General features: G+C 66.7%; 19 protein-coding genes, 2 tRNA genes and 2 pseudogenes. 20 read left to right on the top strand and 3 right to left on the bottom strand.

Features of this window, described 5'->3' with window-relative positions:
* The first annotated feature begins 12 nt into the window (after nt 1-12).
* The 10 genes from uvrA to QFZ53_RS14670 all read left to right on the top strand — a co-directional run bounded on the left by uvrA (nt 13) and on the right by QFZ53_RS14670 (nt 11,374).
* Nucleotides 13-2,901, top strand: a complete 2,889-nt coding sequence (gene uvrA / locus QFZ53_RS14715; protein WP_307297704.1) for an excinuclease ABC subunit UvrA — start codon at nt 13-15, stop codon at nt 2,899-2,901.
* Entirely contained in the window at nt 2,901-4,793 is a 1,893-nt protein-coding gene (uvrC, locus tag QFZ53_RS14710) for an excinuclease ABC subunit UvrC (RefSeq protein WP_307297702.1), read from the top strand. Before uvrA ends, uvrC begins: the two co-directional genes overlap by 1 nt.
* 30 nt (nt 4,794-4,823) lie before the next feature.
* A complete protein-coding gene (gene rapZ / locus QFZ53_RS14705; RefSeq protein ID WP_292908299.1) occupies nt 4,824-5,696 on the top strand; it encodes an RNase adapter RapZ in 873 nt (290 codons plus the stop codon).
* 68 nt (nt 5,697-5,764) lie between these two features.
* The gene (gene whiA, locus QFZ53_RS14700; RefSeq protein ID WP_307297698.1) at nt 5,765-6,742 is read left to right on the top strand and encodes a DNA-binding protein WhiA; all 978 of its coding nucleotides are present in this window, start codon (nt 5,765-5,767) and stop codon (nt 6,740-6,742) included.
* A gap of 201 nt (nt 6,743-6,943) precedes the next feature.
* Nucleotides 6,944-7,570 carry a superoxide dismutase gene (locus tag QFZ53_RS14695; RefSeq protein ID WP_292908303.1) on the top strand — a complete coding sequence of 209 codons (627 nt, stop codon included), beginning with the start codon at nt 6,944-6,946 and terminating at the stop codon, nt 7,568-7,570.
* Nucleotides 7,571-7,669: 99 nt separating this feature from the next.
* Complete coding sequence (gene gap, locus QFZ53_RS14690) at nt 7,670-8,680, top strand: type I glyceraldehyde-3-phosphate dehydrogenase (protein WP_292908305.1); 1,011 nt, start codon at nt 7,670-7,672, stop codon at nt 8,678-8,680.
* Between the two features lie 11 nt (nt 8,681-8,691).
* The gene (locus tag QFZ53_RS14685) at nt 8,692-9,906 is read left to right on the top strand and encodes a phosphoglycerate kinase (RefSeq protein WP_307297694.1); all 1,215 of its coding nucleotides are present in this window, start codon (nt 8,692-8,694) and stop codon (nt 9,904-9,906) included.
* Nucleotides 9,897-10,688: a triose-phosphate isomerase gene (tpiA, locus tag QFZ53_RS14680; RefSeq protein WP_307297693.1), complete on the top strand. Its 792-nt coding sequence runs from the start codon at nt 9,897-9,899 to the stop codon at nt 10,686-10,688. Before QFZ53_RS14685 ends, tpiA begins: the two co-directional genes overlap by 10 nt.
* A gap of 84 nt (nt 10,689-10,772) precedes the next feature.
* Nucleotides 10,773-11,021, top strand: coding sequence for a preprotein translocase subunit SecG (secG, locus tag QFZ53_RS14675; RefSeq protein ID WP_045258292.1), 249 nt, complete (start codon nt 10,773-10,775; stop codon nt 11,019-11,021).
* Nucleotides 11,021-11,374 carry an RNA polymerase-binding protein RbpA gene (locus QFZ53_RS14670; protein WP_045258293.1) on the top strand — a complete coding sequence of 118 codons (354 nt, stop codon included), beginning with the start codon at nt 11,021-11,023 and terminating at the stop codon, nt 11,372-11,374. Before secG ends, QFZ53_RS14670 begins: the two co-directional genes overlap by 1 nt.
* Before the next feature lie 51 nt (nt 11,375-11,425).
* Here the strand turns inward: QFZ53_RS14670 and QFZ53_RS14665 are convergent, their stop codons facing one another.
* Both QFZ53_RS14665 and QFZ53_RS14660 read right to left on the bottom strand, forming a co-directional pair.
* On the bottom strand, nt 11,426-12,622 hold the full coding sequence (locus QFZ53_RS14665; protein WP_307297689.1) for a hypothetical protein: 1,197 nt from the start codon (nt 12,620-12,622) through the stop codon (nt 11,426-11,428).
* Nucleotides 12,623-12,676: 54 nt separating this feature from the next.
* A tRNA-Gly gene (locus tag QFZ53_RS14660) sits at nt 12,677-12,747 on the bottom strand.
* A gap of 94 nt (nt 12,748-12,841) precedes the next feature.
* Here QFZ53_RS14660 and QFZ53_RS14655 point away from each other — a divergent pair.
* The 9 genes and pseudogenes from QFZ53_RS14655 to QFZ53_RS14615 all read left to right on the top strand — a co-directional run bounded on the left by QFZ53_RS14655 (nt 12,842) and on the right by QFZ53_RS14615 (nt 20,723).
* Nucleotides 12,842-12,915 (top strand) — tRNA-Pro (locus QFZ53_RS14655).
* 62 nt (nt 12,916-12,977) lie between these two features.
* Nucleotides 12,978-14,453 (top strand): trigger factor, encoded by a 1,476-nt coding sequence (gene tig, locus QFZ53_RS14650; protein WP_307297688.1) that lies wholly within the window; start codon nt 12,978-12,980, stop codon nt 14,451-14,453.
* A gap of 67 nt (nt 14,454-14,520) precedes the next feature.
* Nucleotides 14,521-15,012, top strand: a complete 492-nt coding sequence (locus QFZ53_RS14645; RefSeq protein ID WP_307297687.1) for a tetratricopeptide repeat protein — start codon at nt 14,521-14,523, stop codon at nt 15,010-15,012.
* An 81-nt stretch (nt 15,013-15,093) separates the two neighbouring features.
* On the top strand, nt 15,094-15,690 hold the full coding sequence (locus QFZ53_RS14640) for an ATP-dependent Clp protease proteolytic subunit (RefSeq protein ID WP_105674431.1): 597 nt from the start codon (nt 15,094-15,096) through the stop codon (nt 15,688-15,690).
* A gap of 20 nt (nt 15,691-15,710) precedes the next feature.
* Nucleotides 15,711-16,353 (top strand): annotated as a pseudogene (locus QFZ53_RS14635) (ATP-dependent Clp protease proteolytic subunit).
* 134 nt (nt 16,354-16,487) lie between these two features.
* A complete protein-coding gene (locus QFZ53_RS14630; RefSeq protein WP_292908325.1) occupies nt 16,488-17,423 on the top strand; it encodes a sugar-binding transcriptional regulator in 936 nt (311 codons plus the stop codon).
* A gap of 35 nt (nt 17,424-17,458) precedes the next feature.
* A pseudogene (deoC, locus tag QFZ53_RS14625) lies at nt 17,459-18,423 on the top strand (deoxyribose-phosphate aldolase).
* 9 nt (nt 18,424-18,432) lie between these two features.
* Entirely contained in the window at nt 18,433-19,875 is a 1,443-nt protein-coding gene (locus QFZ53_RS14620; RefSeq protein ID WP_307297683.1) for an aldehyde dehydrogenase family protein, read from the top strand.
* Complete coding sequence (locus QFZ53_RS14615; protein WP_307297681.1) at nt 19,872-20,723, top strand: aldehyde dehydrogenase family protein; 852 nt, start codon at nt 19,872-19,874, stop codon at nt 20,721-20,723. Before QFZ53_RS14620 ends, QFZ53_RS14615 begins: the two co-directional genes overlap by 4 nt.
* A 158-nt stretch (nt 20,724-20,881) precedes the next feature.
* Here QFZ53_RS14615 and QFZ53_RS14610 read toward each other — a convergent pair whose 3' ends face one another.
* Nucleotides 20,882-21,958 (bottom strand): hypothetical protein, encoded by a 1,077-nt coding sequence (locus QFZ53_RS14610; RefSeq protein ID WP_307297678.1) that lies wholly within the window; start codon nt 21,956-21,958, stop codon nt 20,882-20,884.
* A 173-nt stretch (nt 21,959-22,131) separates the two neighbouring features.
* On the opposite strand from QFZ53_RS14610, the gene clpX reads away from it, so the two are divergent.
* On the top strand, nt 22,132-23,400 hold the full coding sequence (clpX, locus tag QFZ53_RS14605; protein ID WP_307297675.1) for an ATP-dependent Clp protease ATP-binding subunit ClpX: 1,269 nt from the start codon (nt 22,132-22,134) through the stop codon (nt 23,398-23,400).
* Nucleotides 23,401-23,402: the final 2 nt, after the last annotated feature.

Genomic DNA, 23,402 nt, shown 5'->3' with positions numbered 1-23,402 from the left:
TAGACTTGATCAGTGCCTATCGTCCCGGTTGCAACCCCAGGAAAACTCAGTGTTCGCGGTGCCCGCGTCCACAATCTCAAGAACGTCGACATCGACATTCCCCGCGACTCTCTCGTCGTGTTCACCGGCCTGTCCGGATCAGGGAAGTCCAGTCTCGCATTCGACACGATCTTCGCCGAAGGGCAGCGCCGCTACGTCGAATCGCTGAGCGCTTACGCGCGGCAGTTCCTCGGGCAGGTCGACCGACCAGACGTCGACTTCATCGAAGGGCTGAGCCCCGCGGTCTCGATCGACCAGAAGTCGACCAACCGCAACCCGCGGTCGACGGTCGGCACGATCACCGAGATCTACGACTACATGCGCCTGCTCTGGGCGCGCATCGGCATCCCGCACTGCCCGCAGTGCGGAGAGAAGATCCAGCGTCAGACGGTGCAGCAGATCGCCGACCAGCTGATGGAGCTCCCCGAGCGCACGCGCTACCAGATCGTCGCGCCGATCGTCTCGCAGAAGAAGGGCGAGTTCGTCGACCTGTTCCGCGAGCTCGGGGCCAAGGGGTACTCCCGTGCGATCGTCGATGGTGATCTGATCCAGCTCGCCGAGCCGCCCACGCTGAAGAAGAGCTACAAGCACGACATCGCCGTCGTCGTCGACCGTCTCGTGGCAGCCGACGACATCCTCGGCCGCGTGACCGATTCGGTGGAGACGGCCCTCGGACTCGCCGGTGGCGTCGTGCAGGTCAACTACGTCGACGCAGAGGGCGACGACGCCTGGCAGTCGTTCTCCGAGAAGCTCGCGTGCCCCAACGGCCACGCGCTCACCCTCACCGAGATCGAGCCGCGCACCTTCTCGTTCAATGCGCCGTTCGGCGCCTGCCCTGCCTGCTCGGGCCTCGGCACCAGCATGTCGGTCGACACCGATCTCATGCTCGGCGACGAGGAGCTCTCGATCCGCGAAGGCGCGATCATCCCGTGGACGACGCAGGGCAAGGGACTGTTCCAGTACTACGAGCGTCTGCTCGAGGGCCTGGCGGCCGATCTCAACTTCTCGCTCGACACCCCGTGGCAGGATCTGCGGGTCGATGTGCAGGACGCGATCCTGCGCGGCGACAACTACAAGGTCACCGTCAAGTGGAAGAACCGCTACGGACGCGAGATGCGCTACGCCTCGGGGTTCGAGGGCGTCGTGCCCTACATCGAGCGGCAGTACGCCCAGGCCGAGTCCGACACGCAGCGCGCGCGCTGGGGCGAGTACCTGCGCGAGGTGCCGTGCCCGGTGTGCGATGGCAACCGTCTCAAGCCCGAGGTCCTCGCTGTGCAGGTCCACGGGCACTCGATCGCCGAGGTCTCGCACCTGAGCCTCGCCGACGCCCGCGACTTCATGGAGACGCTGACGCTCACCGATCGCGAGGCGAAGATCGCGGCGCAAGTGCTCCGCGAGATCCGGCTGCGGCTCGATTTCCTGCTGCAGGTCGGCCTTGCCTACCTGAACCTCAGCCGCTCGGCGGGCTCGCTCTCCGGCGGCGAGGCGCAGCGCATCCGTCTGGCGACGCAGATCGGTTCGGGGCTGACGGGCGTGCTGTACGTGCTCGACGAGCCGTCGATCGGTCTGCACCAGCGTGACAACCGCCGGCTGATCGACACGCTGCTGAAGCTGCGCGACCTCGGCAACACGCTGATCGTCGTCGAGCACGACGAGGAGACCATCGAGGCGGCCGACTGGGTCGTCGACATCGGTCCCGGCGCAGGGGTCAACGGCGGCGAGGTCGTGCACTCGGGGCCGTATTCGGCGCTCCTGAGCGAATCCGCCTCGATGACGGGGGAGTACCTCTCCGGACGTCGTGAGATCCCGACCCCGAAGAAGCGCCGCAAGATCGACAAGAAGCGGATGCTGAGCGTGGTCGGCGCGCGCGAGAACAACCTCAAGAACGTCAACGCGGACTTCCCGCTCGGCCTGCTGACGGCGGTCACCGGCGTCAGCGGATCCGGCAAGTCCTCGCTCGTCAACGACATCCTGTATCAAGTGCTCGCCTCGCGGCTGAACGGGGCTCGCACGGTGCCGGGCAAGCACACACGCGTGTCGGGCCTCGACAACCTCGACAAGGTCGTGCACGTCGACCAGGCGCCGATCGGCCGCACCCCGCGGTCGAACCCGGCGACCTACACGGGCGTGTTCGACCGCATCCGCACGCTGTTCAGCGAGACGCCCGAGGCGAAGGTGCGCGGCTATCAGCCCGGGCGCTTCAGCTTCAACGTGAAGGGCGGGCGCTGCGACGCCTGCTCGGGCGACGGCACGATCAAGATCGAGATGAACTTCCTCCCCGACGTGTACGTGGACTGCGAGGTCTGCCACGGCAAGCGGTACAACCGCGACACCCTGGCCGTGCACTACAAGGGCAAGAACATCGCGGAGGTGCTCGAGATGCCGATCGCCGAGGCTGCGGAGTTCTTCGAGCCGATCCAGGCGATCCACCGGTACATGAAGACGCTTGTCGACGTGGGACTCGGCTATGTGCGGTTGGGTCAGTCGGCGACCACGCTGTCGGGCGGCGAGGCGCAGCGCGTCAAGCTCGCCACCGAGCTCCAGCGGCGCAGCAACGGCCGCAGCATCTACGTGCTCGACGAGCCGACCACCGGTCTGCACTTCGAAGACGTGCGCAAGCTCCTCGAAGTCCTGAACGGGCTGGTCGACAAGGGCAACACGGTCATCGTGATCGAGCACAACCTCGATGTGATCAAGTCGGCCGACTGGGTGATCGACCTGGGTCCCGAAGGGGGCTCCGGCGGCGGCGAGATACTCGCGACGGGCACTCCCGAGCAGATCGCGCGTGTTGATGAGAGCCACACCGGGCAGTTCCTCGCCGAGATCCTGGGTGAGGGGCGCGCCGCGCGGATGGCCGGCTGATGGCCGACGTGCTGCCCTACAAGCCGCGGGCGGGCGAGATCCCGACCGACCCCGGCGTGTACCGGTTCCGCGACGCGGACGGGCGCGTGCTCTACGTCGGCAAGGCGAAGAACCTGCGTCAGCGGCTGTCGAACTACTTCGCGCCGTTGCGCACCCTCCACGAGCGCACGAGGCGCATGGTCACGACCGCAGCATCCGTCGAGTGGACCGTGGTGCCCACGGACGTGGACTCGCTGCAGCTCGAGTACATGTGGATCAAGGAGTTCGATCCGCCCTTCAACGTGCGCTACAAGGATGACAAGTCGTACCCGTTCATGGCGGTCACCCTCGGCGACGAGGCGCCGCGGGTGATCGTCACGCGCAATCGCAAGATCCCCGGCGCGCGCTACTTCGGCCCCTACCCGAAGGTGTGGGCGGTTCACGACACGATCGACCTGATGATCAAGGCGTTCCCGATCCGCACGTGCAGCGACGCCAGCTACAAGCGCGCGATGCAGACGGGGAGGCCCTGCTTCCCCGGCCAGATCGGCAAGTGCGGCGGGCCCTGCTCGATGACGGTGTCGATCGACGAGCACCGTGCCATGGTCGACGATTTCGTCGCCTTCATGGCAGGGGGCGACGAGCGCTTCACCCGCGAACTGACGAAGCGGATGCTCGGTGCATCCGCCGACATGGACTACGAAGCCGCGGCGAAGTACCGTGACAAGCTTTCTGCGATCGAAGCCGTGCTGGGCAAGAGCGCCCTCGTGCTCGCGGCCGATGAGGACGCAGACCTCTTCGGCATCGCCGAGGACGAGCTGTCGGCGGCCGTGCAGCACTTCGTGATCCGCGGCGGACGCGTCCGCGGCGTCAGGGCGCTGACGATCGACAAGGAGATCGACATCACGGGTCCCGAACTCGTCGATCAGGTGCTGCAGCGCGCCTACGGAGACGCGCAGGACGTACCGCGCCGCATCCTCGTGCCCGTGCTGCCCGATGACGCCGCCGAGCTGGAGGAGTGGCTGCGCGAGCGCCGGGGCCGGAAGGTCGAGATCGCTGTCGCGCAGCGCGGCCAGCGGGCCGATCTCATGCGCACGGCGACGCTGAACGCGCAGCAGGCGCTGATCCGTCACAAGACCCGCCGCACGAGCGACTATGTCGCGCGCACCCAGGCGCTCACCGATCTGCAGGACGCTCTGGGGATGGCGGATGCTCCGCTGCGCATCGAGTGCTTCGACATCTCCCATCTCAGCGGGACGAACGTGGTCGCCTCCATGGTCGTGTTCGAAGACGGTCTTCCCCGCAAAGACCAGTACCGGTCGTTCAACATCGCCGAGACGACTGACGACACGGATTCGATGTACCAGGTGCTCACCCGGCGTCTCGCCTATCTCGACCGCCCGGAGCCGGAGGAGGACCTTTCGACGGGCTCGGCGATCCAGGAGGAGGAAGGGGTCGGGCGACGGAAGCCGCGTTTCGCCTATCCGCCGCAGCTGCTCCTGGTCGACGGAGGCCAGCCCCAGGTCGCAGCAGCGGCCCGTGCGCTGCGCGACTCCGGTCACACCGAGATCGCCGTGTGCGGTATCGCGAAGCGTCTCGAGGAGATCTGGCTGCCCGACGACGACTTCCCGGTCATCCTGCCGCGCACGAGCGAGGCCCTGTACCTGCTGCAGCGGCTTCGCGACGAGGCGCACCGCTTCGCGATCACCCACCAGCGCAAGCGCCGCCGCAACGACATCGCCTCGGTGCTGTCGGAGGTTCCCGGGCTCGGAGCCTCGCGCATCAAGGTGCTTCTGAAGCACTTCGGCTCCGTCACCGCACTGCGCGCGGCAGCCCCTGGAGAGATCGAGAAGGTGCAGGGCATCGGGCCAGTGCTCGCGCAGAACATCCACACGCATCTCTCCAGTCGATAGGCTGGTCTCGGCGGGGGAGAAGGAGCAACGATGGCAGACGGGGACACGGGCGAGTTCCTCATCGTCACAGGCATGTCGGGTGCCGGGCGCACCACGGTCGCGAACGCGCTCGAGGACCTCGGATGGTACGTCGTCGACAACCTGCCGCCGCAGATACTGCGCCCGCTTCTCGACCTCACCGACATGGGCGGTGACGCGCTGCCGAAGATCGCCGCGGTCGTCGATGTTCGCGGACGCAACCTGTTCGACGACTTCCCGGGCGTGGCGAGAGCCCTTCGGTCCCGGGGATCGGTGCGAGTGCTGTTCCTCGACGCCTCCGACGACGTGCTGGTGCGGCGGTTCGAAGCCGTGCGCCGACCTCATCCGCTGCAGGACGACGGCACTCTCCTCGACGGCATCCGAACCGAGCGCGCCAAGCTGGCGCCGATTCGCGAGGCGGCCGACCTCGTGATCGACACGTCCTCGCTGAACATCCATCAGCTGGCGACCCAGGTCTCCGACCTCTTCTCCGAAGAGGGAGCGGCGCGCCATCGCGTCACGCTGCTGAGCTTCGGCTTCAAGTACGGGCTGCCGACCGATGTCGACCTCGTAGCGGACATGCGGTTCCTGCCGAACCCGTTCTGGAACGAAGAGCTGCGCGGTCAGACCGGGCAGGACGAGGCAGTGCGCGACTATGTGCTCTCTCGCGAGGGGGCGACCGAGTTCCTCGACGCGTACGCCGCCGCGCTCACGCCCGTGCTCGAGGGGTATCAGCGCGAGAACAAGAGCCACTCGACCGTGGCGATCGGCTGCACGGGCGGGAAGCACCGCTCCGTGGCGATGAGCGAGGAGCTCGCGCGACGCCTCGCGGCGGTCCCCGGAGTGGCCGTGAACGTGCGTCACAGAGACCTGGGCAGGGAGTAGCCGGGAATCAGTTCCGGGTAGGCTGGAGGTTTGCGTCGCGATCCGACGCGTGATCGTGAAGGAGTCCCGTGGCACTAACCACCGACGTCAAGGCTGAGCTCGTCAGCATCCGCAATGCACCCCCCACGGTGCGTGTCTCCGAGGTCACCGCTGTGCTCCGCTTCGCCGGCGGCCTGCACTCGATCGCCGGCCGCGTCGCCGTCGAGGCCGAGGTGGATGCCGAGGTGCTCGCCCAGCGCGTGGCAAAGGACCTCGCCGAGATCTACGGCGTGCGCCCGGAGATCGCCCAGGTGCAGTCGAGCACGGCGAATGAAGGCGCGCGCTGGGCGGTCCGTGTGATCTCCGCGGGCGAGACGCTCGCGCGCCAGACGGGACTTCTCGACCAGCGCCGACGTCCTGTGCGGGGGCTTCCGAACCGGCTCACCACGGGGTCGCGGGCAGAGGTCGCCGGGCTCTGGCGTGGAGCGTTCCTCGCCGCCGGAACCCTCAGCGAGCCCGGGCGCTCGGCGATGCTCGAGGTGGCCTGCCCCTCGTCGGAGGCGGCCATGGCCCTGGTCGGCGCGGCCCACCGACTCGGCGTCGCCGCGAAGGCCCGTGAAGTGCGCGGGATGCCCCGCGTCGTCGTGCGCGAGGGCGAGGCCATCCGCAGCATCCTCAGCGAGATGGGGGCCCACCGCACGGCCGCCGCCTGGGAGGAGATGCGTCAGCGCCGCGAGGTCCGTGCCGGGGTCAACCGGCTCGTGAACTTCGACGACGCGAACCTGCGTCGCTCGGCGCAGGCCGCGGTCGCGGCGTGCGCGCGTGTCGAGCGCGCGCTGGAGATCCTCGCCGACGACGTGCCCGATCATCTGAAGGTCGCGGGCGAGCTGCGTCTTGCGCATCGCGACGCGAGTCTCGACGAGCTGGGTCATCACGCCGATCCGCCCATGACCAAGGACGCTGTGGCGGGCCGCATCCGCCGTCTGCTCGCGATGGCTGACAAGCGCGCCCAGGTGGAGGGCATTCCCGGTACCGAAGCAGCCGTGCCAGCGGGGCTGGACGTCTGAGGGTTCGACGAACTCAGCGACGCAGGCCTGACGAAGCGAGCCGGTCCCGAAAGGGACCGGCTCGCTTCGTCATCTGGCGGAAGGAACCCGACCACACGTGCGTTGTCGTCACTAGGATGAAAAGCGTCTGCTCCGCACCGCATTCGGTGGCGCGGAGGATCGGCAAGCGCCGCGGCGCGGCGCGGATTGGATGAAAGCGATATGGCTGTTTACACGCTCCCCGACCTTCCTTACGACTTCGCGGCGCTCGAACCGCACATCAGCGGCAAGATCATGGAACTCCACCATGACAAGCACCACGCGGCCTACGTCACGGGCGCGAACGCGGCGCTCGACGGTCTCGCAGAGGCTCGTGAGACGGGCAACCTCGCGAACGTCAACAAGCTCGAGAAGGACCTCGCGTTCAACCTCGGCGGGCACGTCAACCACTCGATCTTCTGGACCAACCTCTCCCCGAACGGCGGCGGCGAGCCCGAGGGGGAGCTCCGTGCGGCGATCGACGAGTTCTTCGGCTCCTTCGAGAAGTTCCAGGCGCACTTCACCGCGAACGCCTTGGGAATCCAGGGCTCCGGCTGGTCGGTGCTCAGCTGGGACTCGATCGGGCAGCGCCTGATCATCCAGCAGCTGTTCGACCAGCAGTCCAACGCGGCCCAGGGTACGGTGCCGCTGTTCCAGCTCGACATGTGGGAGCACGCCTTCTACCTCGACTACCTCAACGTCAAGGCCGACTACGTCAAGGCGGCGTGGAACATCGCCAACTGGGAGAACGTGGCTCGGCGCTTCGAAACAGCCCGTGAGAAGACCTCGGGCCTGCTGGTACTGTCGTAAACAAGACGGGCGTCCCGACGGACTCTGCCCGTCGGGACGCCGTTGTCCAGAATCAAGTTGAAACCGCGCGTATTGCGCACAAGAAATCAGGAGACCTTAGTGTCTGTCAAGATCGGTATCAACGGCTTCGGCCGCATCGGACGTAACTTCCTTCGTGCGGCTCTCGCACAGGGCGCTGACCTCGACATCGTCGCAGTCAACGACCTCACTGACAACAAGACCCTCGCGCACCTGCTGAAGTACGACTCGGTCGGCGGCGTCCTCGACGCCGAGATCAGTTACGACGACGACAGCATCACGGTCAACGGCAAGAAGATCAAGGCCTTCGCAGACCGCGACCCCGCCAACCTCCCCTGGGGCGAGCTGGGCGTCGACATCGTCATCGAGTCGACCGGCTTCTTCACCAAGGCGGAGCTCGCCAAGAAGCACATCGAGGCAGGCGCCAAGAAGGTCCTGATCTCGGCACCGGGCACCGGCGTCGACGGCACGTTCGTCATGGGCGTGAACGAGGACACCTACGACCCCGCCACGCAGCACATCATCTCCAACGCGTCGTGCACCACCAACTGCCTCGCACCGCTCGCGCAGGTCTTCAACGACGCATTCGGCATCGACCGCGGCTTCATGATGACCGCTCACGCCTACACCGCAGACCAGAACCTGCAGGACGGTCCGCACGGTGACCTGCGTCGCGCCCGCGCCGCAGCGATCAACATCGTCCCCGCATCCACCGGCGCCGCGAAGGCGATCGGCGAGGTGCTGCCGGAGCTCAACGGCAAGCTGTCCGGCTCGTCGTACCGCGTCCCGGTCCCCACCGGCTCGATCGTCGACCTCACGCTGGTCACCGACCGCGAGAATCTCACGGTCGACGAGGTCAACGAGGCGTACAAGAAGGCCGCCGCAGACGGTCGCCTCGCCGGCTACCTGCAGTACAACGAGGACCAGATCGTCTCCAGCGACATCGTGCACAACCCGCACTCCTCGATCTTCGACTCCACTCTGACCAACGTCAGCGGCAACCTCGTCAAGGTCTCGAGCTGGTACGACAACGAGTGGGGCTACTCCAACCGTCTCGTCGACCTGACCGAGTACGTCGCCGAGCGTCTCTGAATCTCAGACACATGACTCTGCGCACCCTGGACTCTCTGGGTCCGCTCGAGGGCAAGCGCGTCATCGTCCGTTGTGACCTGAACGTCCCGCTTCGGGATGGGGTCATAACGGACGATGGTCGTGTTCGCGCCTCGCTGCCGACTCTCAACGCACTCATCAACGCGGGTGCCCGCGTCATCGTGTGCTCGCACCTGGGCCGCCCCGATGGGGCCCCCGATCCGCAGTACAGCCTCGAGCCGGTCGCGCAGCGGCTGTCCGAGCTGCTGGGCAAGCCGGTCGCGTTCGCGCGCGACACGGTGGGCGAGTCGGCGAAGGATGCCGTCGCCTCCCTGGAGGACGGCGGAGTCGTCGTCATCGAGAACCTGCGATTCAACGCGGGGGAGACGGCGAAGGACGATGCCGAGCGCGCCGCATTCGCGGGGCAGCTCGCAGAACTCGGCGACGTGCTCGTCTCCGACGGGTTCGGCGTCGTGCACCGCAAGCAGGCGAGCGTCTACGACTTGGCTCAGCTGCTTCCGTCGGCGGCCGGTCTGCTGATCGCCGCAGAGCTCGACGTGCTCGACCGTCTCACCGAGAACCCCGAGCGCCCGTACGCGGTCGTGCTCGGCGGGTCGAAGGTGAGCGACAAGCTCGGCGTGATCTCGCACCTGCTTCCTCGCGTCGACCGGATCCTCGTCGGCGGCGGGATGCTGTTCACCTTCTTGAAGGCGCAGGGCCACGAGGTGGCCTCGAGTCTCCTCGAGGAGGACCAGCTCGACACCGTCCGCGGCTACATCGCCGAGGCGGCCGAACGCGGCGTGGAGCTCGTGCTGCCGACCGACGTCGTCGTGGCGGAGAAGTTCTCTGCAGACGCGGCGCACGAGGTCGTCGCGGCGGATGCGATCGAGTCGACGGCCTTCGGCGCGTCCGGCATCGGTCTCGACATCGGTCCTGAGACGGCGGCGAGATTCGCCGACGTCGTACGCGGTTCGAAGACGGTGTTCTGGAACGGCCCCATGGGCGTGTTCGAGTTCCCCGCGTTCGCAGCCGGTACCAAGGCCGTGGCACAGGCGCTCACCGAGGTCGACGGACTCAGCGTCGTCGGCGGCGGCGATTCGGCCGCTGCGGTGCGTCAGCTCGGCTTCGCCGACGACCAGTTCGGTCACATCTCGACCGGTGGCGGCGCAAGCCTCGAGTTCCTCGAGGGCAAGAAACTACCCGGCCTGGAGGTGCTCGGATGGGTCTGAACACTCGTACCCCGCTGATCGCGGGAAACTGGAAGATGAATCTCGACCACCTGCAGGCGGTCGCGTTCGTGCAGAAGCTGCACTGGACGCTGAAGGACGCCAAGCACGAAGACGGCTCGGTGGAGGTCGCGGTGTTCCCGCCCTTCACCGACATCCGCAGCGTGCAGACGCTGATCGACGCCGACAAGATCCCCTTCGCGCTCGGCGCGCAGGACCTGTCCGCACACGACTCCGGTGCCTACACCGGTGAGGTGTCGGGCGCGTTTCTCGCGAAGCTCGATGCGAAGTACGTCATCATCGGCCATTCCGAGCGTCGTGAGTACCACGCGGAGTCCGACGAGGTCGTGGCAGCGAAGACGAAGGCTGCGATCAAGAACGGCCTGGTTCCGGTGATCTGCGTCGGCGAGACGGCGGAGGACCTCGAGAAGTTCGGTGCGAGCGCCGTTCCGGCCGGTCAGCTCGAGGTCGCGCTGCAGGGGCTCTCGAAGGATGCCGACATCGTCGTGGCGTACGAGCCGGTCTGGGCCATCGGCTCGGGGCAGGCGGCGACGCCTCAGCAGGCGCAGGACGTCTGCGCGGCTCTGCGTGCGGTGATCGCGAAGGTCCTCGGCGACGACGCGGCTGCGCGGACCCGCATCCTCTACGGCGGATCGGTGAAGTCGTCGAACATCGCCAGCTTCATGCGCGAGCCCGACGTCGACGGCGCTCTGGTCGGCGGGGCGAGCCTCGTGGTCGACGAGTTCGCAGCGATCATCCGCTTCGAGAAGCACGTAGGCGTCTGAGCGTGTGGCGGGGCTCCGGCCCCGCCGCACCGTATACTTGACCGTTACGGGGGCTATCCCGCCCCGGCGAAAGGCTTCTTCCTCGTGGAAATTCTCGAGTTCGTCCTGCAGGTGCTGCTGGGCATCACCAGCGTTCTGCTGACTCTCCTCATCCTGCTCCACAAGGGCCGCGGCGGCGGCCTGTCCGACATGTTCGGCGGTGGCATGTCCACCGCGGTCGGCTCGTCGGGCCTGGCGGAGCGCAACCTCAACCGCTTCACGGTGATCCTCGCCCTGATCTGGTTCGTGTCGATCGTCGCGCTCGGCCTCATCACGAAGTTCGAGGTGATCTGATGGCTACCGGCGGCAACGCGATCAGGGGCACCCGTGTCGGCTCCGGCCCGATGGGTGAACAGGACCACGGCTATCACGCCGACCGCATCGCGGTCTCCTACTGGGACGGCCTCGGCAACGAGACGGTCCGCTACTTCGCGGCGGGTCTGCCCGACGAGGAGATCCCGGAGATCATCGATCACCCGCAGTCCGGTCTTCCGGCCGGTCGCGACAAGGAGAACCCTCCGGCTCTCGCGAAGACCGAGCCGTACAAGACGCACCTCGCCTACGTGAAGGAGCGTCGCACCGACGAGGAGGCCGTCCAGCTCCTCGAGGACGCTCTCACACAGCTGCGCGAGCGACGCGGCCAGTAAGACATCGCAGAGAAGCCGCCGTGACCATCCGGTCGCGGCGGCTTCTTCATGTCACCGGCAGCCCGCCGCCGCGTCGATGTATGACTGCGGGGGATAGCCGTAGGCCCACACGCCGTTGGCGTCGTCGGTGTAGCCCATGCTGATCGCCCAGGCCGTGGCCCACTTCTCGATGCTGTCCTGCGTCGACGAGTCGTACATGTCCTGGCACTTCACGCTGATGGCGTGCCCGACCTCGTGGGCGACGAGCGACTTGCTCGTGATCGACGGCCACTGCTCGGCCACCGAATTCGACAGCTCGATCACCGCGTGGCCCGGTGTGGACCACCACCAGGTGGTGAGTCCGCCCATGCTGCCGTTGTCACCGACGCCGTTGACGATCGGACTCCAGTCGAACTCGAGGAGCACGCCTGGTGCCAAGGATCTGGCGAACGCCTCGATTGCGAGGCGGTTCTGCATGAGCGGTCCCGCCTTCTCCGCAAGCTCCACCTGCTCAGAGGAGACGACCTGCGTGGCGGCATCCTGAAGCGCGACGAACGAGGTGACGGCGTCCTGGTCGATCGACGTCACCTCAGCCAGATCCGCCGCGGACTCGCGCAGCGCGATCACCGCGTCGTTCTTCGCGGAGATGTGGGCGCCTTCGAACGGAGCGGCGGCCGAGGCGGCCGACGAGAGCAGCGTGATGCCGGCGTCCGAAACGGACGAGCCTGCGGTCTCGATCAGCGGTGATCGGTCGGCGAGGTCGTCATCGAGGTCGGCCAGATCGGCGCGGTCATCCGACAGGCGATCAGAGGCGGCGAACAGCTCCCAGAACCAGCCGGGCTTCTCCGTCCGGTCAGGGATCTCGGTGTCGAGCACCGTCTCGGTGTCGGCCACGACCTCATCGGCCTCGTCCACCGCTGCCGAAAGGACGTCCTTGGATGCGGCGGGAGCGAGGGTGCCGTTGTCGCTCTCGAGGATCTGCGTCGCAGACGCGGTCACGGCATCGAGGTCGGTCGTCGACGCGCGAACGTCGAGGAGCGTCGCATGAGTCGAATCGGCCTGCGCCTCGAACTGCTCTGCCGCGTCATCGAAGCCGAGATTGCCGGCGAGCTGGAGACCGCCGAAGACCGCCCCGGCGGCGAACACGCCGACGATGCTGAGGATCGGGCCGGTGCGACGGCGGCGCGTCTTTCGACCCACCGCAGCGGTTCCGGAGAAGTGCATCGGCAGGGTATGGAAGCCGTGCGCTGCGGAGTGCGGATCGACCACGCATCCTCCCTAGTGAAAAGGCCCTCGCTGCGAAGCGAGGACCTGATCCGAGTGAGGGGGTGACGGGAATCGAACCCGCGCAATCAGTTTGGAAGACTGAGACTCTACCATTGAGCTACACCCCCGAACCGGCGAACCGGACTCAAACGACTATAGCGGACAGTGAAGAGTGCTCGCGTCCGTTAGACTCTTCGAGGCTGAATCTGCATGCGGATTCCCCGGGGCGTAGCTCAGTTTGGTAGAGCGCCCGCTTTGGGAGCGGGAGGTCGCAGGTTCAACTCCTGTCGCCCCGACACGGCTTCACAGGCCTGACAGCCGCGATTCAGCGCGGAAATCACAAGGAGAACACACCAGCATGGCGAACAGCACCGTCGAGAAGCTGACCCCGACCCGGGTCAAGCTCAGCATCACGGTCACCCCCGAAGACCTCAAGCCCAGCATCGCCCACGCCTACGAGCACATCGCTCAGGACGTGCAGATCCCCGGCTTCCGCAAGGGCAAGGTTCCGGCCCCGATCATCGACCAGCGCATCGGACGTGGCGCGGTCATCGAGCACGCCGTCAACGAGGGCCTCGACAAGTTCTTCCGCGAGGCCACCGTCGAGCACAAGGTGCGCGTCGTCGGCCGGCCGTCGGCGGAGATCACCCAGTGGCCGAACGAGAAGGACTTCTCCGGCGACCTGCTCGTCGACGTCGAGGTCGACGTGCGCCCCGACATCGAACTCCCCTCGTACGACGGCATCACGGTGACCGTCGACGCCGTCGAGACCGATGAGGCGGCCATCGATGAGGAGCTCGAGCGTCTCCGCGCCCGCTTCGGCACTCTCGTGCCGGTCGACCGTCCCGCAGCGAAGGGCGACTTCGTCGAACTCGACCTCGTCGCCACGATCGACGGCGCCGAGATCGACCGTGCCGAGGGCGTCTCCTACGAGGTCGGCTCGGGCGAGCTCCTCGAGGGCATCGACGACGCGATCGAGTCGCTGACCGCGGGTGAGGACACCACGTTCCGCTCGTCGCTCGTCGGCGGCGACCACGCCGGCTCCGAGGCCGAGGTCTCCGTGACCGTCAAGGCCGTCAAGGAGCGCGAGCTTCCCGAGGCCGACGACGACTTCGCGCAGATCGCCAGCGAGTTCGACACGATCGCCGAACTCCGTGAGAGCCTCTCCGAGCGCGTTGCTCAGCAGAGCGTCTTCACGCAGGGTTCAGCGGCTCGCGACAAGCTCGTCGAGACGCTGCTCGAGAAGATCGACATCCCGGTGCCGCCGCAGCTCATCGAGGACGAGGTGCACAACCACCTCGAGGGCGAAGGCCGTCTCGAGGACGACGCGCACCGCGCCGAGGTGACCGAGGCGAGCGAGAAGCAGTTCCGCACGCAGGTCCTGCTCGACACGATCGCCGAGCAGGCCGACGTGCAGGTCTCGCAGGACGAGCTCTCGCAGTACCTCATCCAGTCGGCCTCGCAGTACGGCATGGCTCCGCAGGAGTTCGTCGAGGCGCTGCAGTCCTCGAACCAGCTCCCCGCGCTGGTCGGCGAGGTCGCCCGCAACAAGGCGCTCGCGATCGCCCTGGGCAAGGTCAAGGTCGTCGACACGAACGGCAAGGCCGTGGACCTGAGCGACTTCATCGTGACCGACGACGAGGCTGAGGCTGACGCCGAGGCGGCTGAGGCTCCCGCCGAGGAGAAGCCCGCGAAGAAGGCTCCGGCGAAGAAGGCTCCCGCGAAGAAGGCGGCGGCCGAGAAGGCCGATGCCGAGACCGCCGCGAAGCCCGCCGCGAAGAAGGCTCCGGCCAAGAAGGCTCCGGCCAAGAAGGCAGCCGACTCGGCTGAGTGATCGACAGATCGGATGAAGGGGGCGGATGCTGCGGCATCCGCCCCTTTCTCGTACAGGAGGACGACAGATGAACTGGGACGAGCGGATCGACGAGGTCTGGGCGGATGCGACGGGGGAGGAGGTCGGCGACGAGATCATCGCGCGCATCGACGCACTCGCCGCTGAACGCGGAGCGGATGATGCGCGGGCGGAGTTCGAGCGCGCGGGCGCCCGAGACTCCGCGGGTCGCCCCGCAGAGGCCGTGGAGCTGTATCGCCGAGCTCTCGAGCTCGGTCTCGATGCTGAGCACCGGCCGCAGGCGGTCGTCCAACTGGCCAGCTCGCTGCGCAATCTCGGTGAGTTCGATCAGGCGCTGGCCGTGATCAGGGCGGAGGAGGAGATCTCGGCCGACGGTCCGTACCGTGACGCCGTCGCCGCCGTCCACGCTCTCGTCCTGGCCAGCGCGGGACAACCCGCGCGTGGACTCTCGGTCGCACTTCTCGCGCTGGTTCCGCACCTTCCCCGGTACCACCGGTCGATGACGGCGTACGCTCACGACATCGCCGACGCCGACGCCTGATATGCCGACGGCGAACACGACCTGAACCCCGCGTTGTCGCCGGTAGATTCGAATCACTGAAACACGGAATCAGGAGCTGACATGGCTGCAGAACCCCTCCTCGCGACGAGCGTCTTCGATCGTCTGCTGAAGGACCGCATCATCTGGCTGGGCTCGGAGGTGCGCGACGAGAACGCCAACGAGATCTGCGCGAAGATCCTTCTTCTCGCGGCAGAGGACTCGGAGAAGGACATCTTCCTCTACGTCAACTCGCCCGGTGGCTCCATCACCGCGGGTATGGCGATCTACGACACGATGCAGTTCGTTCCGAACGACATCGTCACGGTCGGCATCGGCATGGCGGCGTCGATGGGTCAGCTGCTGTTGACCGCCGGCACCAAGGGCAAGCGTTACATCACTCCGAACGCCCGAGTGCTGCTGCACCAGCCGCACGGCGGCTTCGGTGGCACTTCGAGCGACATCCAGACGCAGGCGCAGCTCATCACCTCGATGAAGAACCGTCTCGCTGAGATCACGGCGGCCCAGACCGGCAAGTCGGTCGAGCAGATCAACGCCGACGGCGACCGCGATCGCTGGTTCACGGCCCAGGAAGCGCTCGAGTACGGCTTCGTCGACCACATCCGCGAATCGGCCTCCGACGTCATCGGCGGCGGCGGCACCGAGCAGGACTCGAAGTAAGCGGAAAGAGAAGGAATCACATGTACACACCCACCTTCCGCGCTGCCGGCAACCTCCCGTCCAGCCGCTACGTGCTCCCGCAGTTCGAGGAGCGCACCGCCTACGGCTTCAAGCGCCAGGACCCGTACAACAAGCTGTTCGAAGATCGAGTGATCTTCCTCGGCGTGCAGGTCGACGACGCGTCGGCCGACGACGTGATGGCTCAGCTCCTCGTCCTCGAGAGCCAGGACTCAGAGCGCGACATCACGATGTACATCAATTCGCCCGGTGGATCGTTCACCGCGATGACCGCGATCTACGACACCATGCAGTACGTGGCGCCGCAGATCCAGACCGTGGTGCTCGGACAGGCCGCATCGGCGGCATCCGTGCTGCTGGCGGCCGGCGCGCCTGGTAAGCGTCTCGCGCTGCCCAACGCCCGCGTGCTGATGCACCAGCCGGCGATGGGCGAGGCTGGGCACGGGCAGGCGTCCGACATCGAGATCCAGGCGGCGGAGATCCTCCGCATGCGCACCTGGCTCGAAGAGACCATGGCCAAGCACACCGGGCAAGACTGCTGAGCAGGTCAACCGCGACATCGACCGCGACAAGATCCTCTCCGCGCCCGAGGCGCTGGAGTACGGGATCGTCGACCAGGTGCTCAGCTCGCGCAAGCGCGTCTGAGTTCCACCCTGAAAGGACGCCGGTCAGTCGACCGGCGTCCTTTTGCGCACCCAGCCGAGCGCCGTCTGCTCATGTGAGCAAGAGAGTGCGCGGACGCGGTGAAGCGCCTATCCTGGTCGAGGAAGGAGGTTGCTGTGGAAGAAGAGCTTGTCATGGTTCGCGTCGCCGAGCTGTATTACGACGAGGACAAGACCCAGGACGAGATCGGCGCCCTCCTCAAGATCTCCCGATGGAAGGTCGGTCGGCTGCTCACGCAGGCGCGCGAACGCGGCATCGTCCGCATCGAGATCGTGCATCCGCGAGCCCGTCGCCTCGGTCTCGAGCGGCAACTGGTCGAAAGACACGATCTCGCGGCCGCCATCGTCGTGCCCTCGCCCGAGGGAGATGAGGGCACACTCGAGCGGGTCGCGCAGGCCGCAGCCGACTATCTGACCGCGATGCGCCCTGTGCCCCGCACGCTCGGTGTGAGCTGGGGGCGCACGCTGCGCGCCGTCGCCGAAGCACTGCCCGACGGCTGGGCGACCGGAGTGACGGTGGTGCAGCTCAACGGGGGAGTGAGCCTCAACCGCCGCTCCGGCGGAGCAGCCGGCCTCGCGGTCACGATCGCGCAGCGCGCATCGGGACACGTGTCGCTGCTGCCGAGCCCGGCGATTCTCGAACGGGTGGAGACCAAGCAGGCGATCGAGGCGGATCGCACCGTTGCGGCGGTCCTCGAAGAGGCGGCCGAAGCGCAGGCATTCCTTTTCACCGCTGGGCCGTGCGACGCGAGCTCTGCCCACGTCGAGAACGGCTATCTGACGGCATCCGACGTGGAAGAGCTGGCGCGCCGCGGCGCCGTCGGCGATGTCCTCGGCAGGTACATCGACGCCGACGGCAACATCGTCGATCCGCAGCTCGATGCCCGCACCGTCGGGGTCGACTTGGCGAGACTGCGCGCCGCAGCGCGAGCGGTCTTCGTCGCCACGGGCGAAGCGAAACATGACATTGCGCGCACAGTCGTCACGAGCGGCCTGTGCAGCGTCATCGTGACAGACGAGAACACAGCCAGAGCATTGTTGGAGGAACAGTGACGACCAAAGAACTCAGCCGCCGCAGCGCGGTCGACGTGCTGGGCGGTGAGCCCGACGATGCGACGCTTCGCCGCTTCCTGCACGGACTCCCCGGTGTGGACGCGGTGGGACTCGAGCAGCGCGCTGCCGGTCTCGGCACCCGATCGATCAAGACCACCTCGAAGGCGTGGGCGCTCGACACGATCATCAAGCTCATCGACCTGACGACCCTCGAGGGGGCGGACACACCGGGCAAGGTGCGCTCGCTGGTCGCCAAGGCGAAGACGCCGGATGCTGCCGACCCGACGACTCCGCGCGTCGCTGCCGTCTGCGTGTACGGCGACATGGTCGGATACGCCGTCGATGCGCTGGGCGCCGTGCACGGCGATCCTGATGACGGACTGATCTCGGTCGCCGCCGTGGCCACCGCGTTTCCGAGCGGACGATCGTCGCTGGCGATCAAGCTCGCCGACACGGCGGAGGCGGTCGCGGCAGGAGCCGATGAGATCGACATGGTGATCGACCGCGGCGCGTTCCTCTCGGGTCGTTACGGCCTGGTGTTCGACCAGATCGCCGCCGTGAAGGAAGCGTGCCGTCGCGAAGACGGCAGTTACGCCTCGCTCAAGGTGATCCTCGAGACCGGCGAGCTGAACACCTACGACAACATCAAGCGGGCCTCATGGCTCGGCATCCTCGCGGGCGGCGACTTCATCAAGACGTCCACGGGCAAGGTGCAGCCGGCGGCGACGCTGCCCACGACCCTGCTCATGCTCGAGACGGTGCGCGACTGGCACCACGGCACGGGCGAGAAGATCGGTGTCAAGCCGGCAGGCGCGGCATCCGCTCATCGAAGGACGCCGTGAAGTACCTCGTCACCGTCGCCGAGACCGTCGGCGAGGAGTGGCTGCAGCCGCACCTGTTCCGTTTCGGGGCGTCCAGCCTGCTCAACGATGTGCTCCTGCAGCGTCAGAAGCTCGCCACCGGCCACTACTCCGGCCCCGACTACGTCACGATCGACTGAGGACGAGATATGTCATTCCTGGAATACGCACCCGCGCCGGAGTCGAAGGCGGTCCTGAACCTGCGCGACAGCTACGGCCTCTTCATCGATGGCGAATTCGTGGACGGCAGCGGTGCGAGCTTCTCGACCATCTCCCCGTCTGACGAGACGCGCATCGCCGAGATCGCCTCGGCCTCCGACGAAGACGTCGACCGTGCGGTCGCCGCCGCCCGTCGCGCCTACGACAAGACCTGGTCGAAGATGAGCGGTCGCGATCGGGGCAAGTACCTGTTCCGCATCGCTCGCCTCGTGCAAGAGCGCGCCCGCGAACTCGCCGTCGCCGAGAGCCTCGACAACGGCAAGCCGATCAAGGAGAGCCGCGACGTCGATGTGCCGCTCGTCGCCTCCTGGTTCTTCTATTACGCCGGTTGGGCCGACAAGCTCGACTACGCCGGTCTCGGAGCGAACCCGCGCGCGCTCGGTGTGGCGGGTCAGGTGATCCCGTGGAACTTCCCGCTGCTCATGCTCGCGTGGAAGCTCGCCCCGGCCCTGGCCGCCGGCAACACCGTCGTCCTCAAGCCCGCCGAGACCACGCCGCTGACGGCGCTGATCTTCGCCGAGATCCTGCAGCAGGCCGACCTGCCCGCGGGCGTCGTGAACATCATCACCGGTGCGGGACCGACCGGCGCGGCGCTCGTCCGCCACCCTGATGTCGACAAGGTGGCCTTCACCGGCTCGACGGGGGTCGGCCGCGACATCGCGCGTGCCGTTGCCGGAACCGGCAAGAAGCTCACGCTCGAGCTGGGCGGCAAGGCGGCGAACATCGTGTTCGACGACGCTCCGATGGAGCAGGCGATCGAGGGCATCGTCAACGGGATCTTCTTCAACCAGGGTCACGTGTGCTGCGCCGGCAGCCGCCTGCTCGTGCAGGAATCGATCCATGACGAAGTCGTCGACCGGCTGAAGAGCCGCCTGTCGACTCTGCGCCTCGGCGACCCGCTCGACAAGAACACCGACATCGGGGCGATCAACTCTGCGGCGCAGCTGGCGCGCATCCGCGAGCTCAGCGACATCGGCGAGGCCGAGGGCGCGGAGCGCTGGACCGCCGAGTGTGAGATCCCCGAGAAGGGCTTCTGGTTCGCGCCGACGATCTTCACCGGTGTCGAAGCCTCGCACCGCATCGCCCGCGACGAGGTGTTCGGTCCGGTGCTCTCGGTCCTCACCTTCCGCACGCCGGCTGAGGCGATCGCCAAGGCGAACAACACTCCGTACGGCCTGTCCGCAGGAATCTGGTCGGACAAGGGATCGCGCATCCTCGCCGTCGCCGACCGCCTGCGCGCGGGCGTGATCTGGGCGAACACGTTCAACCGTTTCGATCCGTCGAGCCCGTTCGGTGGTTACAAGGAGTCCGGGTTCGGCCGCGAGGGCGGACGACAGGGTCTCACCGCCTATCTCCAGGGAGCAGCATCATGAGCAAGCGACTCACCGTGCCCAAGACCTACAAGCTCGCGATCGGCGGAGCCTTTCCTCGCAGCGAGTCGGGTCGCACCTATGAGGTCGTCTCGGCCAAGGGCGCGTTCCTGGCGAACGCGGCCAAGGCGTCGCGCAAGGATGCCAGGGATGCCGTCGTCGCCGCTCGTGCCGCGGTGAAGGGCTGGTCGGGGGCGACCGCGTACAACCGGGGGCAGGTGCTCTACCGAGTGGCCGAGGTGCTCGAAGGGCGCCGGGCGCAGTTCATCGACGAGATCGTGGCGCAGGAAGGCGTTTCCGTCGCCGCGGCCGGAGCTCAGGTCGACGAGGCGATCGACCTCTGGGTCTGGTATGCCGGATGGTGCGACAAGTACGCCCAGGTCGCGGGCAACGCGAACCCGGTGGCAGGGCCGTACTTCAACATCTCCGTGCCGGAGCCCACCGGCGTCGTGGCGATCGTCGCACCGCAGGACTCCGCGCTGCTCGGCCTGGTCTCGGTCGTGGCGCCGGCGCTGGTCGCCGGCAACACCGTGGTCGTGATCGCCAGCGAACGGCATCCGCTCTCTGCGATCAGCCTCGCCGAGGTGCTCGCGACCAGCGACGTGCCCGGAGGAGTCGTCAACGTCCTCACCGGCTCGCCCGCGGAGATCGCACCGTGGCTCGCCTCGCATCAGGACGTCAACGCGCTCGATCTCGCCGGCGCAGGCGACCTCGACTGGGTGGACATGCAGATCGCGGCGGCTGAGACGCTCAAGCGCGTCATCGCTCCGGGCGTCGTCGTGGCGTCGCCCGAGCGTATCGGCGCCTTCACCGAGGTCAAGACCGTCTGGCACACCAAGAGCATGGTCTGACGCGACCGATCTCCCGCGACGCCCCACCTGCTCGTCCGTGCCCCATTGGGCTGACGGCGTTCTGGTGGGGCGCCGGCGTTCAGGTGGGGCGCCGGATATCGAGCAAGTAACTCAGCACGGCTAGACGGTGGCGCGGGCTCGGCTTCTGGGAGCCATTCCTATGCGGAGGCGGGGGACGTCGGTGAGTAGGGTTCGGGTATAGGGAAGGATCTTGTTGACCTGGCGATCAGGTCGCTGTGCGCAGGGTCGAACAGACCTAGAGCTTCGCGGGCGGCGGCGAGTACGCGAGCGGCTGTCATCTGGGTCGGAGAGTAGCCGCCATGGACGGCTCGGTTGCGGAGCGACACCAAGTCTCCAGTACCGGCTGGTGCCACCCAGCCCAACACTTTCGCTTGTTCGAGCTTGAGGCCGAGCGTTGCCCTGGAACCCAGAATTAGCTCGGCGACCTGCGCGTCGACTCCGTCAAGTCGATCTTCAAGCCATCGCGAGTAGCCGACCTCCAACGCGGCTGCGGCATCGATGACCGCACGACGATCCTCTGCGTAGCCATGGGCATGAAAGGAATCCCGGAGCAGCTGCCATGCAAGGTCCGGGACCGTGTCTACTGCCGCGAGCTGGAGAACGTTGGAAAAACCGTCCGCAGTCATCGCGTCAATTGGGCCGTACCGGGACCACCCTGCATGGCCTATGTCGAGCAGCTCTGAGGAGCCCCCTGTGTCCGTCCATAGGATTTTGTCGAGAGTTCGCCGTTGTCTCAGCTTGGTGTCGTCGCGGCTACTGATGTGCTGAAGCGTGAGACACTCGACCCAGTTGCTCACGCGCGACAGCCAGGCGTCCTTCGCGTCCATGACGCGGGTACCGAGTTCAGAGTCTCGTGAGAATTCGCCTACGCCGCTGAACCACAGTCGCGCGCTTCGAACACTGACTGCGCCTGACGGCAAATCTTCCCCTGAAGTCCAATCGGTTAGGAGAGGCGCACCCCACTCGTTCGGTTCCTCAGGTGCGTCCCCGAGCAGGGATCTCCAATTCCAAGGAGACGACGCCCACACAGGCTCAATCACATAGAGGTCGCCCGGCGGGCCGTCCTCCTCGAGTGGTCGTGCGATTGTCTGAGCTCGAGGAAGCTCTACGTTCACCTCCACGTCGGCGATCTTCGATGTGAACGTCTTCCCGAGACAATCGGTCGTGACTATTACCCCATGGTCGAGGTTGAGCCTGCCCTCGATAATTGTCATGCAAAGATCCTTCGTTCCACGGCGTCCGTGGTTCGTCGGACCAGCCGATCGTAGCTGGACGCCGCGGATGTCTCCACCTTTGAGATCCCAATCGTGTCCGCGCCAATGCGTCCCGGTGTCCGATACAGCGGTTAGGCTCGGATGACGATCTCGGCATCCTGAGGAGGACGCGCATGGCCCGTATCGGTGAAAGCGCCGACCTGTTCAAGTGCTCGTTCTGCGGAAAGAGCCAGAAGCAGGTGCAGCAGCTCATCGCTGGCCCCGGTGTGTACATCTGCGACGAATGCGTCGAACTGTGCAACGAGATCATCGAGGAGCGGATGGCGGAGTCCGCCGCGACCGGCACGGCCGACTTCGAGCTGCCCAAGCCGCGTGAGATCTTCTCGTTCCTCGAGGAGTACGTGGTCGGGCAGGAGCCGGCGAAGAAAGCTCTCGCCGTCGCCGTCTACAACCACTACAAGCGCATCCGCGCCCACGGCACTCTGCAGCCGGCCGAGCAGAAGGCCGAGAGCGTCGAGATCGCGAAGAGCAACATCCTGCTCATCGGTCCGACCGGCTGCGGCAAGACGTACCTGGCCCAGACGCTCGCGAAGCGGCTGAACGTGCCGTTCGCTGTCGCCGACGCCACCGCTCTCACCGAGGCGGGGTACGTGGGTGAAGACGTCGAGAACATCCTCCTCAAGCTCATCCAGGCCGCCGACTACGACGTCAAGCGCGCCGAGCAGGGAATCATCTACATCGACGAGGTCGACAAGATCGCTCGCAAGGCCGAGAATCCCTCCATCACGCGTGACGTCTCTGGCGAGGGCGTGCAGCAGGCCCTGCTCAAGATCATCGAGGGCACGGTCGCCTCGGTCCCGCCGCAGGGCGGGCGCAAGCACCCGCATCAGGAGTTCCTGCAGATCGACACCTCGAACGTCCTGTTCATCGTGGCCGGTGCCTTCGCAGGCCTCGAGGACATCGTCTCGGCGCGCGTCGGCAAGCACGGCATCGGCTTCGGCGCACCGCTGCACGACAAGGGCAAGGACCTCGATCTGTTCAGCGAGGTGCTCCCCGAAGACCTGCACAAGTTCGGCCTCATCCCCGAGTTCATCGGTCGTCTCCCCGTGGTGACTTCGGTGTCCCCGCTCGACCAGAACGCGCTGATCGACATCCTGACGGGTCCGCGCAACGCGCTGGTCAAGCAGTATCAGCGCATGTTCGAGATCGACGGCGTGCAGCTCGAGTTCGAGGAGGACGCTCTGCGGTCGATCGCGGATCTGGCGGTCGAGCGCAAGACGGGAGCCCGCGGTCTCCGCGCGATCCTCGAAGACGTGCTCGGCCCGATCATGTTCGAGATCCCCTCGACCGACGATGTGGCAAAGGTGATCATCACCCGCGCTGCCGTCGACGAGGGCGCCGCGCCCACGATCGTGATGGAGCGCAAGCGCAAGAGCGCGTGAGC

This window comes from Microbacterium natoriense, from assembly GCF_030816295.1.
Classification (GTDB): Bacteria; Actinomycetota; Actinomycetes; order Actinomycetales; family Microbacteriaceae; genus Microbacterium; species Microbacterium natoriense_A.
Note: the sequence above shows the minus strand (reverse complement) of the source record. Positions and strands in the feature narration are given on the sequence as shown.

Excerpts from the sequence above, each read along its gene's own strand:
- QFZ53_RS14640 (WP_105674431.1), top strand. The coding sequence starts at position 15,094 with ATGGCTGCAGAACCCCTCCTCGCGACGAGCGTCTTCGATCGTCTGCTG.
- tpiA (WP_307297693.1), top strand. The coding sequence starts at position 9,897 with ATGGGTCTGAACACTCGTACCCCGCTGATCGCGGGAAACTGGAAGATG.
- QFZ53_RS14695 (WP_292908303.1), top strand. The coding sequence starts at position 6,944 with ATGGCTGTTTACACGCTCCCCGACCTTCCTTACGACTTCGCGGCGCTC.
- QFZ53_RS14620 (WP_307297683.1), top strand. The coding sequence starts at position 18,433 with ATGTCATTCCTGGAATACGCACCCGCGCCGGAGTCGAAGGCGGTCCTG.
- uvrC (WP_307297702.1), top strand. The coding sequence starts at position 2,901 with ATGGCCGACGTGCTGCCCTACAAGCCGCGGGCGGGCGAGATCCCGACC.
- QFZ53_RS14685 (WP_307297694.1), top strand. The coding sequence starts at position 8,692 with ATGACTCTGCGCACCCTGGACTCTCTGGGTCCGCTCGAGGGCAAGCGC.
- clpX (WP_307297675.1), top strand. The coding sequence starts at position 22,132 with ATGGCCCGTATCGGTGAAAGCGCCGACCTGTTCAAGTGCTCGTTCTGC.
- QFZ53_RS14670 (WP_045258293.1), top strand. The coding sequence starts at position 11,021 with ATGGCTACCGGCGGCAACGCGATCAGGGGCACCCGTGTCGGCTCCGGC.
- QFZ53_RS14615 (WP_307297681.1), top strand. The coding sequence starts at position 19,872 with ATGAGCAAGCGACTCACCGTGCCCAAGACCTACAAGCTCGCGATCGGC.
- QFZ53_RS14645 (WP_307297687.1), top strand. The coding sequence starts at position 14,521 with ATGAACTGGGACGAGCGGATCGACGAGGTCTGGGCGGATGCGACGGGG.
- rapZ (WP_292908299.1), top strand. The coding sequence starts at position 4,824 with ATGGCAGACGGGGACACGGGCGAGTTCCTCATCGTCACAGGCATGTCG.
- QFZ53_RS14610 (WP_307297678.1), bottom strand. The coding sequence starts at position 21,958 with ATGACAATTATCGAGGGCAGGCTCAACCTCGACCATGGGGTAATAGTC.
- tig (WP_307297688.1), top strand. The coding sequence starts at position 12,978 with ATGGCGAACAGCACCGTCGAGAAGCTGACCCCGACCCGGGTCAAGCTC.